This window comes from Enterococcus sp. AZ171 (genome assembly GCF_051714005.1).
Lineage (GTDB): Bacteria > Bacillota > Bacilli > Lactobacillales > Enterococcaceae > Enterococcus_B > Enterococcus_B pernyi.
Genome location: NZ_JBIORA010000001.1, coordinates 24,496 through 38,534, shown reverse-complemented (window position 1 = coordinate 38,534; position 14,039 = coordinate 24,496). Strand labels below are relative to the sequence as shown.

The window sequence follows — 14,039 nt, the reverse complement described above, 5'->3', positions numbered from 1 at the left end:
ATTGGTTCGTTATCTTATATTGTATCAAAAATTAGATTATTGATAAACGAACGAAGGACTGCTATCCTGAATACAATTATTGTGGATGAAACAATCGGGACTAAAAATTGTTTGAGGAAGTAGTTTTTAGTACTTTTCGTCCATACGTGTCAATGGCGTGCTACTTTCAGCATCACTAAAAACGAGAGTAGAACAAATCGGTCTCCTCTCGAAAAAATAAGCAGCAACCCATCAAATTTGATCGGTTGCTGCTTATTTTGCTAGATTCAACGATCTTCAAGATCCAATCATAATTCCATTAATTTTAAGTACGGTCAAAAATTCCTCTACATAACTATCTTTTTCATCATCTGTAAATTCTTGATCTAAACGATATTTGTCTCGCACAAAGGCTTTTATGTTTTCTTTCGTCGATTCAGCCTTTAACAAATTAAATATATCAATTGCTACGTCATTGTCTAAAACAAAACGTTCATCCTCGACCATGATGTATAAGTCATTACCCATTTTTTCATAAGTGATGTGCTCATTGAGTTTCATGTCTTCCACTCTTTTCGTTATTCATTTGTACAGCTACGAACCATTTGATGCTTTAGGATTTCCTTGATCAAATTACACTCTGCTTCGTCTACACCTTGGGTATCATTGGTTGCATAATAATGATGTGCACGACATCCTCCACCGCATAAGTAACGGAATGAACAATCATTACATTTTGTTAAATGATTGATGCTTTGAGAGCGAATAAAAGCAATATTCTCTTCGCCAAAAACCTCGCTAAGTTGCTTTTCTCTAATATTTCCCAGTTTGTAGTCAGCAGTTTCTAACAGTTTACAGGCAAATATATCACCAACAGGATTGATTGCAAATTCTCCAACGCCAAGTCCACAGGATTCTTTGATGGTGAAAGGTTTTAAAAATGGTGAACGATTTTTGTTCTTTTGTTTTAACTCGATTTCCGTTCTCTCACTCTCAGTTAAAGAAATCTCTGCCATTTTTGCACGTCCTAGTTCACTGAATCCGCCTAATTTATAATTGATGTTATTCTTCTTTAAAAATTCCACCGTTTCGTCAATATTATTGAAATTATTATTGGTAATGATCGTATTGACTGCAATATTTGGATAATTCAAGTCTAATAGATTTTGAATCCCTCTCATTGCTATGCGATAACAGCCTTTTCCTCTATTTTTATCATTTGCGACTTGGTCGATCGAATCTAAGCTGATGGTGATCGAAGCACATCTTTCAGCTAGAAACGCTGCATCTTTTGCATTCCGCACTAAAGTCCCATTCGTGATCAAACCAATAGTTAGACCAATTTTTTTGGCATAATCGATATATTTTAGCGCATCCTTACTTAACCCAACCTCACCGCCAGTAAAGATAATTTTCTTTACACCGCAATCCTTCAATTGATTGAGAACGTCGATCCATTCGACAAAATTTAAACTATCCTCATATTCCTTTTCAGGACTGGCTTCTGCATAGCAGTAAACACACTTCAAATTACATTGATGGGTCATAACCAAATAAGCTGTCTCTGGTATTCCATGCTCCGTTTTTTCTACTTCAATCGGGTCTTCTAAAAGGATTTGAAACAGATCCATCTTTTTCTTGGTTGCCATTGGTAGATGTTTGTAATCTTGCTTTTTTATTTTGTTTAATTCTTCTTGATCAACTAATATCCATGTACTACGTAGGACATTATGTACAATAAATTGTTCATTGAATCGATAGGCATGAAGATTCTCTTTGATTCGGATAAAATCACCTCATTTTTTAAACCACAAGTTCATTTTCGCAGGGTAAACCGAAGGGAGCGCCCACTTTCTGCACCAAAAATAAGTAGCAAACATTTGAAATCCCTTTCAAAAACAAGCTGAAAGTCACAAAAATCGCATGAACAATTTCCGTAATCTTCAGCTTATTTCTTGAGGTAAGACATGTTGTCATCGTCTCATCTCTATTTACGATCCTTGACCAGAAATAATCCCACAGTCGCATGGAACTGCGTATGTACCTGTAATTCTTTTCAATTCAGGTTTTTTGAACATTACTATTCCTCCTTTACGTTTTCAAACCATATCAAAAAATCAGCATGAGCATACGAAACAACATAAATTCTGTTAAGTAACTACCTAATTTTTCTGTCTTTACACACTCACAATTTTATGAAAAAAAGAGAAAAATAACCTTTCCATTTTTTCCTAATAAAAGTATAATATTCTTTATAATGATTTGTCAACCACGTACTTAAGGAGTGTAATGGAAAATGAATTTTTTTTCAAAGAAAGGCTACATATATCTATTTATATCTATGTTATTAGTTTTAGTAACCGTACTAACCACCTTGATTGCTCCCTTTATCCTTAATAGTATCAATAGTTATCAGTCAACCACTATTTTTCCTATTATCTTCCTAATAATTGGTGCCATGTCACTCTCTTATCTTTTTCAGGTTTGTTTGATCATTTACCGAGAAAATTTTGCAAAAAAATTCAATTTGAACTCAATTTCCGATTTGTTAGCCAAAATATATACTTTGAAATTTGAGAAATATATCAATTTAGAATCTGGTAATCTAGTCACTCGAATTTTCAGAATTGTGGATACCTCCTATATGTTTATGACGACCAGCTTCTTTTTAGTACTGAAATCAGCCATCTCTATTCTTATCGTGTTAGGTATATTTTTAACCCTCGATTCAACTATTTTCCTGATTACGCTTCTTTTGATCCCTATTAACATCTTCTCTTATCTTTTTATCAATAAAACACTCAATCAAAGAATCAAAACGATGCAAGACGAAAATGCCAATGCTCAAAAAGATTTGATTTTGCTCTTGGGTAATCCAGAACAATTTAAAATGTTACCTAGCTTTGATACTGTCAAACAACTAACTTCAAAAACACTCAAAAAAATGTACACAAGTTTGGCAGCAACAAATAAATTTGCTCAAATCACTAGTTATACTGTCTCATTCATCAACCAACTTTCTCAAAATATTATTTTTATAACGATCAGCTACTTGGTGTATAACCAACAGCTCCAGTTGAATAATATGATGGTAGTTAGTATATTAATGCCCATTTTCTTCACTTCCCTTTCTGATTTATCCAAAATCAATGTCGATTATCGAACAGTCGTAGCAAACCAACAATTTGTTCAAGAAAACTTAGAACTTCATCAAGAAGATTTATTCGGCACACCAATTGATCCAATCACTAGCATCAAATTTACCGATCCGCAAATCACGATGCCATTAAATGCGAAAAGAATCCATTTGTCATTGACTGAAACACTGAATTTAGGAGATATTTGTTATATCGAAGGCCCTTCAGGTTCTGGAAAATCGACGCTGATAAAAGCCATCTTGAGCTTTTATGCAAGTAATGGTATCTATATCAACGACTTCCCTCTTGATCAGTTGAATGGAAAGCAAGTCAGAGAACAAATCACTTATCTTTCTCAAACAACTTTGCTCTTTTCAAATACACTTGAATACAATATCACTCTTGGTCAACCGATTTCAGAAGAAAAAAAAGAAGCGCTGAGAAATTCAACACTTCTTGCTCCGATTTTTAAAAACAAAGACTGGGATTCTTTAATCATTGATAATGGCGCAAACCTGTCGGGGGGCGAAAAACAACGCGTGTTCATTGCCCGTATGATACTCCAAGACAGTAGGATATGGATTCTAGATGAAAGTACGAGTAGTATCGACAAAGACTCTGCGGATGCCATCTTTGACACACTCATGAACGTAAGACAAAATAAAATCATTTTATTCACCTCTCATGACAAGAAAAATAAAAATTTTGCCAATAAGTTCATTCAAATCTCTTCTCGTGTAGAAACGATTGTATAGATCTATCCTCCGTCCTCTTCAAAAAACAAGTAAGAATCCACAAAAATCCGATGAACGACTTTTGTGGATTCCTGCTTTTATCTACGCTAGATATTTTCCTTTTGGACTAATAGTAAAATTGTTATTCTTTCTTTTCTAACACTACTGCTAGTGTCGGCGAGTTCTCATCATAAGGACTTCCTTTTACATCCCCGTAAAACCCACTAACAACAAAACCAGCAGCTTACATTTCTTTTTGCAGAGTTTCTTTTGTAAAATACGTCATCCATAGATAATAATTTTTGTTTTCATAATCGGTAAGGATCGTCGTTTGTTCTAAAGTTACATGTTCGTTGTATTTTGTATTATATTGTAATGCTACATGAGGTTCATCTGTCCAGAATCTTCCGTCTGGACAAGTATCCCAAACTCGCTTTTCTTCAAATGATTGATAACTTGCCATCGAAAAAACATCCAATAAAACTTTCCCCGTCGGTTTTAGATGCTGATAAATATTTTCTAATAATCTTTTTCTATCACTCGCAGATAACGCTCCAAAGTCACAATAGATCATTGTGATGATATCGTATTGTTTATCTAAATCCATTGTCAGATAATCTGCATAATGGTACGTAATCGGTAACTGTTGGTCTTCCGCAGATTTTTTGGCATATGCTATCGAACGCTTAGAAAAATCAAGCCCCGTTACTTCATACCCTAATTGACTAAATTTTTCTGCATAGATTCCCGGACCACAGCCAATATCTAATAACGTTGGATAGGCTTTCGGCGGGATTACTGTATTGATCCAACGAGCAGATTCATCAATAAACCCAGCTTTTCGACTTGCGCCTTCAAATTCAGGGTCAAGATGTGCTTGTAACATTTGTTTTGAGATGTGACGATCATCCCAAAATGCGCCTTTCGTTTGTTGATAAAGTGTTGGTTTGTTTAAAAGTGTTTCAATCATTGTTTTCCATCTCCTCATTTTTTTTATAAATTTGAACAAAAGAAAAAAGCCGTAGATTTTACTCTACGGCTTCAGACTGTAGACAAACTCCTAAATTTGGAGTGTTGTTTGCAGTTTTTTTGTTTTATACTCATTGTATAAACTATTCTGGGAGTGATTCTAATGATGAGAAAACAATCGATTGAAGGTAGAAATCAATTTGCTATGTTAACAATTGATGATCTTGTACCTAAAGATCACTTAGTTCGAAAGATTGATGCTGCGATTCAGTTTGATTTCATTTATCCCATTGTAGAATCTACGTATTCGACCCATGGTCGTCCCAGTATTGATCCAGTGGTCTTAATTAAATTAGTATTTATCCAATATTTATTTGGTATCCGTTCGATGAGACAGACCATTAAAGACGTTGAAACAAATGTTGCTTATCGTTGGTTTTTAGGTTATTCATTCGAGGATCCTATCCCGCATTTCTCTACTTTTGGTAAAAACTATGTTCGAAGATTTAGAGAAACAACTTTATTTGAAGACATTTTCTCTCATATTCTAGAACAAGCTGTAAAAGCTGGCTTCGTTACGGAAGACAACCTTTATATTGATTCTACTCATATTAAGGCAAATGCCAATAAACATAAGTTCACAAAAGAAATGACCTACGGTCAAGCTAAAGCTTATCAAGATGAATTAGAAGATGAAATAAATAAAGAACGTATTGCTGTAGGAAAACGTCCTTTTACATGGGACACAGAAAGTGAGTTGAGTCTTCAAAAAATAAGTCATTCAGATCCAGAAAGTGGTTACTATGTTAAAGGTGAACGAGAAAAACAATTTGCTTATTCCGCGCATACTTCCTGTGAAGATAATGGTTTTATCTTATCTACATTAATCACACCAGGAAATGTACATGACAGCCAAGTCGCAATCGATCTGGTCAAACAGTCGAAAAGAGCTTTTCCAAATATAAAGCGTGTTGTCGCTGATGCAGGATATAAGACGCCTAAATTTGTTCATTTTCTGTCACACTTGAAACTCTACCCGATTCTTCCATATACTGTACCTCATGGAGTAAAAGGAATGTTTCGTAAAAAAGACTTTGTTTATGATGCCTATTTTGACTGCTATTTATGTCCCAATAATCAACCGTTGTTATTTTCAACTATCACTCGTGATGGTTATCGAACCTATAAATCAAATCCAAAATTCTGTAGGAGTTGTCCATTACTTAAAAACTGTACTTTGAGTACAAAACATCAAAAAATAGTAACTCGACATGTTTGGGCGGATCTTATGGATGAACTTGAACACCAACGCCATACGGCGTTGAATAGAGAAATTTATAAAAAGAGAAAACAAACTATTGAACGAATATTTGCAGATGCAAAAGAAAAGCATGGTATGCGTTGGACAAAATATCGAGGTCTCGAAAAAGTCGCCACGCACACGATGCTTACGTTTGCTGCCATGAATTTAAAAAAACTAGCCTCATGGCTATGGAAAGCAAAAAAGCCTATGGCTTTTTATTTCAAATTTCTACAAAGACTAATAAAAAGGAGTTGGCAATTAAGCCACTCCTTTTTGTCTACAGTCTGAAGCCGTAGATTTTACTCTACGGCTTCCCTGCATAAGGCGAAGATGCGAGTAAAATAAAATCAAATACATAGGTACGCTAAATAAAGCTGTGTCTCAGCTAAATTTTTTACCTATTGAATTGATTTTATTTACTCGCTTCCAGTCATACCCATGTTACTGATTATATAACATCTGATATGCCGGATTCATCACCTTTTTCTGTTAAATTTATAGTTTCGTTTTATAGGACATACCAGTAATTGTCAATTTTTCTCTGGTAAATATAAAACGATCGTAAAAGAAGCATACCTATAAAATAATGGGACATCAAAGTAATTTTTTCTAAACGGGAGAAATATTCCTGGATGGCGCAGCCAACTATTTTAGTCGTTGTGAAAGAGGAGCATTCATGTAATTGATTTTATTTATACTCCCTGATTTTAGGCGGGATATACTGATCTACAAAAGGTTGAATTTCTGTCAGCGCATCCGCAAACAAAATTTTATCGAACTCTTCTCTTGTTAAAAAGCCTTGATTGACCATGGCTTGATACTGCTGCTTTAAAGGATCGAAAAATCCTTTGTAATTCATTAACACGCACGGATTGACATGTTGCCCGATCCTCCCCCAAGAGATTACTTCAGTAATTTCTTCGATGGTTCCTGGGCCACCTGGTAACGCAATATAGACATCTGATAATTCAATCATTTTTTGTTTCCGTTCGTGCATCTACGACACGATCATCAAAGAGGTGACATCTTTTTTGCTAGTTCTCGTTTTGCCAAAAAGTCAGGCAAGATACCTGTCACTTTCCCTCCAGATCCTAGTACTGAATCAGCAATAATCCCCTTCAAACCAGCGTTTCCACCACCATAAACCAACTGATACTCATTCTTTCCGATCCACTCACCTAAGCTTCTCGTTACTCGTTCAAATTCTGGAGAATTCCCTTTACTTGCTCCGCAATAGACTGCAATCTTTATTTCCGAAACCCCTTCCAAATTTTTTTTCAGCTTATGCTATTATATAATTGAAAGGTGGTTAACCTCAACATGAACATAAAAGAATACAACGACTGGGTGGTTGATTTTTATAAAAAAAGAAAGTGGTACGACTACGATCCATTTATCCGTATCGGCTTTTTAACTGAAGAAGTTGGCGAAGTTTCAAGAGCGGTTCGAAGTCTCGAAATCGGTCGTGATCGTCCGGATGAATCTATACAAACAATTGATTTTTACAAGGAAAATCTGATGGAGGAATTGGGTGATGTCTTAGATAATGTTCTGATTCTTGCTGATAAATATGACCTATCCTTCGAAGAAATCATTCATCACCACAAACAAAAACTAGAGAAGCGGTTCAATATGTAGTCTTCTCACGATGCCATTTCCAATTTTTTTAGAAAAACCCTTTCCATCGTGCTATACTCTAAAGAAAAAGAATCTTGAGGTAAACACATGGCTATCTTTGAAAGTCTTAACTTAAATAAATTGTCTGCCGTTGAACAAGAGATTTACCGCTTTATCGTTAATAACCTTGAGAAAATACCTTATATGCGGGTACGAGATATTGCGACGGATGCGCATGTTTCGTCAACCTCTGTCTTTCGTTTTATCCAAAAAGTCGGCTTTGATTCATTTCCGGAATTTCGTTTTTATATTAAAAACCATTTGGAAAAAGCCCATTATGAAACAGATGACAAGCAATTAATGTTAGAAGAACGAATCAATCAGTTGAACATGACGATTTTTCATCCCGATATTGAATATCAAATCAAAAAAATGGCAAAAACATTGCGTCAAGCTGATTTTATCCTATTTATGGGCATGGGGGCTTCGGGAGCATTAGCGCAATATGTGGCACGAAAATTAGCGAATATCGGTTACTTTTGTATTAGCTTAGATGAACTGACTTATCCGATTCGTAGCTTTTTGCGTCCAGATCAAAAAAATGCGTTAGTCTTTTTGAGTGTTTCAGGTGAAACAAAAGAACTGATCGAAGTAATTTCAGGTTTAGCTCATGCGGATAGCGTGCATAAGTATTGTATTACCGCTCATAAAGAAAGTTCATTGGCCCAATTGTGTGATTACTCAATTGACTATGCCATTAAAGAAGAACGGAAAGACATCTTTCTTGATTTGACTAGTCAGCTACCTTCCATGGCGATTCTTGAAACACTGATCGGTTATTTAGAGGATGAATGATTCACCACTCAATTTGGAACACTATGTTCCTACCACGAAATAATTTTCATTGTTCCAAATTTTTATCCTAAATAAGAATGCGCTTACTTTTCTTTCACACCTTTCGCTATAATGAATCCATCATATAGCGAAAGGTGTTATTCTTATGCAAAAATTCAATGATTTATTAGATCGAAGTCTTGTTCCTATTGCAACACGGTTAAACAACCAACGACATATTGCAGCCGTTCGAGATGCATTCATGCTTATTTTTCCATTGACGATTTCTTCTTCATTAGTCATCCTAGTCAATAATATTTTATTTTCAAAAGACAGTTTTATCGTGCAATTATTTCAACTTTCACGTATTTTTCCAAATTTAGAAAGTGCGCAACAAGTCCTTGCTTCTGTAGCAAATCGCACAATCAATATCATGAGTTTGTTTATTGCTTTTTTAGTTGCTCAGCTTTTGGCAAAACATTTCGAAGCTGATGCAACCTTAGTTGGGCTAACTAGTGTCGCTTGCTTTATGATTTTTTACCCTACTTCTTTTGCAGTCGATGAAATGAATGTCATCTCGACGCAATATTTGGGTGCTCAAGGTTTATTCGTTGCGATGATTGTCGCTTGCTTGGTTGGCGAATTCTTACCGAAATTATTCAAAGTCAAGAAATTACAAATCAAGATGCCTGAACTCGTTCCACCAGCTGTTTCTCGCTCTTTTTCTGGGATGATCCCAATCATTATCGTTGTTTCTATGTCAGCTTTGATCAACTTCTTCGTCTTGATGATCGCGCCTGAAGGAATCAACGAGTTGATTTATGCCGGTATCCAAGCACCTTTACGTGACTTAGGTGGGAATGTGTTTGGTGTCCTACTCTTAGCTTTTATTCAGACACTGCTATTTTCTATTGGTATTCATGGTCCAAACACATTGAATGCTGTTCGTTCAGCGATTTTTACCGAGCAAGACTTAGCCAATCTCCAATTCATCAATGATGGTGGTTCGCTGTGGGATGTCCCTTACAAGGAAACTTGGGGCATCTTGAATGATATGTTTGCAAACATGGGTGGAACGGGTATGACCTTAGGCTTGATCATTGCGATTTTTATTGCTTCACGACGACCTGAATATCGCGAAATCGCCAAACTATCTTTTGTACCAGGTATTTTCCAAATCAATGAACCGATGATTTTTGGACTACCGATCGTCTTAAATCCAATTATGATCATTCCTTTTGTTTTAACACCGATGGTCAATATTCTGGTCGGTTACTTCGTCACAGTCGTCTGGCCAATCATGCCATCACCAGCGATTGGTTTACCTTGGACCACCCCAGGGATCATCAATTTGTTTTTAGGAACTGGTGGGAATATCATGGGAATTGTAATAGGCGTACTTTGTTTAGCGATTTCCGTTTTGATTTACCTACCTTTTGTCATGGCTTCCAACCGCGCACAACGCACAGAGATATAACTTGAGAATCACTGAAACTTAGGAGGAATTTGTATGAATAGAGAGTTACCCAAAGATTTTTTATGGGGAGGCGCAATTGCTGCTCATCAAGCAGAAGGTGCTTGGAATATTGATGGACGAGGTCCAAGTATCGCTGATGTTATGACTGCTGGCGGAAATGGGATTCCGCGGAAGATCACTAAAGGCATCATCGAAGGGGAATATTACCCAAATCACGAGGCCATTGATTTTTACCATCGTTACAAAGAAGACATCCAATTATTTAAAGAACTAGGCTTAAAATGTCTACGCACTTCCATTTCATGGAGTCGGATCTTTCCTACTGGTCAAGAAGAAACACCGAATGAACAAGGATTAAAATTTTACGATGATCTTTTTGATGAATGCTTAAAAAACGCGATCGAACCGGTAGTTACGTTGTCTCATTTTGAGATTCCTTATGCCATTTATGAAGATTTTGGTGGCTTTGCCAATAAAGCGGTCATTCCTTTATTTGTTAAATTTGCTCAGTGCGTATTTGACCGTTACAAAGACAAAGTAACTTACTGGATGACCTTCAATGAAATCAATAATCAGGCGGACGGACAAGAGCCCGTTCATGTTTGGACCAATTCAGCCATGATCATTGAAGATGACCAAGATAAAGAGGCCTTAGTATTCCAAGCAGGGGTCAACGAACTGATTGCCAGTGCTTGGGCTGTCAATGAAGGGAAAAAGATCAATCCCAATTTTCAGTTTGGTTGTATGATGGCTTACGTTCCAATCTATCCCTACTCCTGTGCGCCAGAAGATATGATTGCTTCAGTCAAAGCAAATGAACGTCGTTTCTTCTACAGTGATGTCCATGTACGCGGAGAAATCCCTACCTACACAGAAAAGTATTGGGAACAAAAAGGGCTCACAATCGATATTAGCGAGAAAGAACAACAAATTTTACGTCAAGGAACTGTTGACTATATCGGTTTTAGCTATTATATGTCGGGAACGATCACAACTCTTCCCGATGTTGAGGGCAGACAAACAGAAGATATTCCTTCAGCAAAACTAGTTAAAAATCCTTATATTACTGCTTCTGACTGGGGCTGGCCGATTGATCCTGTTGGGTTACGTTATGTATTGAATACGGTGTACCAGCGTTATGATCTCCCCCTGTTTATCGTTGAAAATGGTTTTGGTGCCTACGATCAGTTAACTGATTCAAATGAGATCCATGATGACTACCGGATCAATTATTTAAGAGAACACATCGAACAAATGAAAAAAGCAGTAGTTGAAGATGGCGTACCATTAATTGGTTACACACCTTGGGGAATCATCGATATCGTCAGCTTTGGAAGTGGTGAAATGGAAAAACGCTATGGCATGATCTATGTCGATAAGGATAATACCGGTAAAGGAACCTTACAACGTTTGAAAAAAGATTCCTTTGCTTGGTACCAACAAGTGATTGAAACCAATGGGGAACAGCTTTAGTAACGAACAAAGAAAGGCGATCCGACTTCATTGTCGTGACCGCCTTTCTTTGTTATGTTTCATATTTTTCTTTCACAACTGCTAAGTAATGTTGCAGACCGATATTCATTACCCAGGCTACACCTAGACCAATGAAACTACCGATGACGATACCAATAAAACGATACTCGATCAATGAGATCAAGTACGTGTTCCTGACCAATGTCGAAAGCATCAATGCCATGGGGTTCAAGAAAATATTCGCCACTGCATAATTTCGGGCAACTAAAAACTGAGAAATACCATAAAGAAACGTAATTAAAAAAATCGTTTCAAGTTGGGAAAAAGGAATCAGTGATAAGACAGCCGATAAACACAACCCTAACATCGAACCAATCAAATATTGCACTTGCCGATGTTTCATCGCATCTAAATTCTCAGCTAATAAAATCGAGGCACAAGACAGTGTAAGCCAATAAGGATTTTTCATGTTCAAGCCATGGCTCACATAAACGGAAAGGAATAATGCAGCGCTGTAAAAAATCGAATCAATGATCACTAAAGGTTCTTGGTGAAAACGCTCCTTCAAAGATACCTTTATCACTTCCTGTTCCGGGCGCGAATCCATTTTTTTCGTTAGAAATGCAGCAATCAAAGCAAACACAACACCCATAAAGAAAAAAGAAGCTACTGTCGGCAAATGAGAAAATGGAACGGACATACTCGTTCCCATAGCCGCTAACATCGCAAAGAATAAGCCCCCTGGTTTAGAAATATGGAACAAACGCAAAATAAACCGACTGAAAAAAGCAACTGCTCCAACAGCAAATGGTTCAAGCCAGATGACATACGTCGACAATAGCCCTAATGTAAAAGCCAGTAATAGACCGCAACCAATCAAAAATAGGCGCTTTAGTAATTGCTTCATCGGAATGTTCTGATAGTAAAAGAAGGTAAAGATACCTAGAGAAGAGAAACTTGAAATCAAAAAATTATGATTGATGTAACCGATCCATAAAACGAGAAAGATCAGCACCATCAGATTCATGATACGAAATGGATTTTCTTGAATTTTGTTAAATGTAAAATAAGATTTAACCATAAAAAACCTCCTTATTTTGAAATGTATATAAAAATCGTTTTCGCCTTAAGGATGTCTTGTCTATTATAAGAAGTATCAAAGAAATCAACTATTAGAAGTAAAAGGAGAGTTTTCCAGAGAAAAATTTAAACGAATTTACTTTATCTAGTATAACACCAATTTTCATCGCTTAAACAGACAGAAATTCCCATCAATCATTAAATAACTAATTAAATATTATAATTAATTAATAATAACCACCATTATTTGTAATAATATAGATAGTTTTAGCTATCTAAAATTAAAAGCTTTTCATCTAGTCAAAGAATTTGTGAAATCTGCTTTATTTTTTTGTATTTTAAATTTATACTATGAAAGAAATCATTTTTAATAACAAAAAAAAAAAATTTATTGTTACATAAAGTTTTTTTGATTTTAACATCAGACATATACGTTGGAGAACACAGAAAGGACAAAAAGTAAGGAAAATGAAGAAAATTATTTTAATTATCAGTAGCTTGTTTGCATGTGTCGGTTTATTTTCTTTTATTCATTTTTTGAATTCTCCTGTTCGAGATGTTACCTCCAAAGCTGAAATGATCCAAACAGACGAAATTAAAATGGAATATGTTCCTACAAAAAATCAGTTATTGAAAAGCATTGGTGACTCGGTCGATTTTTTAGGCATCTACGAAGTAACAGAAATCAATTTTAATGATACACCTCATATCGTACTAACAAAAGAAGATGAAAATGAACTATCGTTTGAAATCAGAGTAACTGATCCAAAAGAGCAATCGTTCTCGATTCCAGCAATAAAATTCTCTCCACAAAACATTCATGTTTCTGATACATTTGGCATTGCGAAAAAAAATGATCGCTACTTTGCCTATAAAAACAATGTATCCATTGAAGGAGAACCTTACAACACACGCTGACATACCCTGTGGGGGTAAATATAGATTTATATTTATACTACAAAAAAGCAAACTGAAACGAAGAAATTCCTCTTCCTTTCAGTTTGCATTTTTTTTGAGATCCAACGAATATCTGTCCATCCTTTAGTATCGTTTTATCTATGTTATTTAAAATAACAACAAAAAATAAATGTGCTTGTTATCTAAATTTTTGATTTAATAATGAGTTATCCACAGTGGATAACTCATTAGCTCTTTCTATTTGTCCACAAAATCCGTCATCTTTGACCTTGTGACCGATCGAGCTCAAGTTTGTTTACTTCTTTGTATCGTCTATCCTTTAAACGTGACGATGACAGTAAGTAAAACTGACAACAGGAGAACGAGCAAATTACACCTCGATTGCTCTACATAAATAAGTACGGTAATAAAACTTGTAATGATTGCTGGATAAAATTTTTTTCGTTTTCTCATATGCATCCCTCTTTAACTATCATTGTGCCTAAAAAATTCGATTGTTTTTTTATTTTTTACTTATG

The 14,039-nt window shown here is 35.7% G+C and carries 11 protein-coding genes and 1 pseudogene; 7 read left to right on the top strand and 5 right to left on the bottom strand.

What is annotated here, in order from left to right:
* Positions 1–276: 276 nt before the first annotated feature.
* Positions 277–540, bottom strand: a complete 264-nt coding sequence (locus IGJ49_RS00165; protein ID WP_019722664.1) for a hypothetical protein — start codon at positions 538–540, stop codon at positions 277–279.
* Between the two features lie 17 nt (positions 541–557).
* Positions 558–1,610 carry a radical SAM protein gene (locus tag IGJ49_RS00160; protein WP_438752471.1) on the bottom strand — a complete coding sequence of 351 codons (1,053 nt, stop codon included), beginning with the start codon at positions 1,608–1,610 and terminating at the stop codon, positions 558–560.
* 665 nt (positions 1,611–2,275) lie between these two features.
* Here IGJ49_RS00160 and IGJ49_RS00155 point away from each other — a divergent pair.
* Positions 2,276–3,871 carry an ABC transporter ATP-binding protein gene (locus IGJ49_RS00155; protein WP_062805924.1) on the top strand — a complete coding sequence of 532 codons (1,596 nt, stop codon included), beginning with the start codon at positions 2,276–2,278 and terminating at the stop codon, positions 3,869–3,871.
* Positions 3,872–4,094: 223 nt separating this feature from the next.
* Here IGJ49_RS00155 and IGJ49_RS00150 read toward each other — a convergent pair whose 3' ends face one another.
* Positions 4,095–4,820 carry a class I SAM-dependent methyltransferase gene (locus IGJ49_RS00150; protein WP_438722166.1) on the bottom strand — a complete coding sequence of 242 codons (726 nt, stop codon included), beginning with the start codon at positions 4,818–4,820 and terminating at the stop codon, positions 4,095–4,097.
* A 162-nt stretch (positions 4,821–4,982) separates the two neighbouring features.
* On the opposite strand from IGJ49_RS00150, the gene IGJ49_RS00145 reads away from it, so the two are divergent.
* A complete protein-coding gene (locus tag IGJ49_RS00145) occupies positions 4,983–6,410 on the top strand; it encodes an IS1182 family transposase (RefSeq protein WP_371740615.1) in 1,428 nt (475 codons plus the stop codon).
* Positions 6,411–6,810: 400 nt separating this feature from the next.
* On the opposite strand, the pseudogene IGJ49_RS00140 reads toward IGJ49_RS00145, so the two are convergent.
* Positions 6,811–7,373 (bottom strand): annotated as a pseudogene (locus IGJ49_RS00140) (TIGR00730 family Rossman fold protein).
* A gap of 69 nt (positions 7,374–7,442) precedes the next feature.
* On the opposite strand from IGJ49_RS00140, the gene IGJ49_RS00135 reads away from it, so the two are divergent.
* The 4 genes from IGJ49_RS00135 to IGJ49_RS00120 all read left to right on the top strand — a co-directional run bounded on the left by IGJ49_RS00135 (position 7,443) and on the right by IGJ49_RS00120 (position 11,523).
* Positions 7,443–7,760, top strand: coding sequence for a MazG nucleotide pyrophosphohydrolase domain-containing protein (locus tag IGJ49_RS00135; protein WP_010734535.1), 318 nt, complete (start codon positions 7,443–7,445; stop codon positions 7,758–7,760).
* Between the two features lie 87 nt (positions 7,761–7,847).
* The gene (locus tag IGJ49_RS00130) at positions 7,848–8,594 is read left to right on the top strand and encodes a MurR/RpiR family transcriptional regulator (protein WP_019722675.1); all 747 of its coding nucleotides are present in this window, start codon (positions 7,848–7,850) and stop codon (positions 8,592–8,594) included.
* Positions 8,595–8,739: 145 nt separating this feature from the next.
* Positions 8,740–10,050, top strand: a complete 1,311-nt coding sequence (locus IGJ49_RS00125) for a PTS sugar transporter subunit IIC (RefSeq protein ID WP_438722165.1) — start codon at positions 8,740–8,742, stop codon at positions 10,048–10,050.
* 33 nt (positions 10,051–10,083) lie between these two features.
* A complete protein-coding gene (locus tag IGJ49_RS00120) occupies positions 10,084–11,523 on the top strand; it encodes a 6-phospho-beta-glucosidase (RefSeq protein WP_438722164.1) in 1,440 nt (479 codons plus the stop codon).
* 52 nt (positions 11,524–11,575) lie between these two features.
* Here the strand turns inward: IGJ49_RS00120 and IGJ49_RS00115 are convergent, their stop codons facing one another.
* Positions 11,576–12,604, bottom strand: coding sequence for an FUSC family protein (locus IGJ49_RS00115; protein ID WP_023518865.1), 1,029 nt, complete (start codon positions 12,602–12,604; stop codon positions 11,576–11,578).
* A gap of 467 nt (positions 12,605–13,071) precedes the next feature.
* On the opposite strand from IGJ49_RS00115, the gene IGJ49_RS00110 reads away from it, so the two are divergent.
* Positions 13,072–13,521: a hypothetical protein gene (locus IGJ49_RS00110; protein WP_019722679.1), complete on the top strand. Its 450-nt coding sequence runs from the start codon at positions 13,072–13,074 to the stop codon at positions 13,519–13,521.
* The last annotated feature ends 518 nt before the right edge of the window (positions 13,522–14,039 follow it).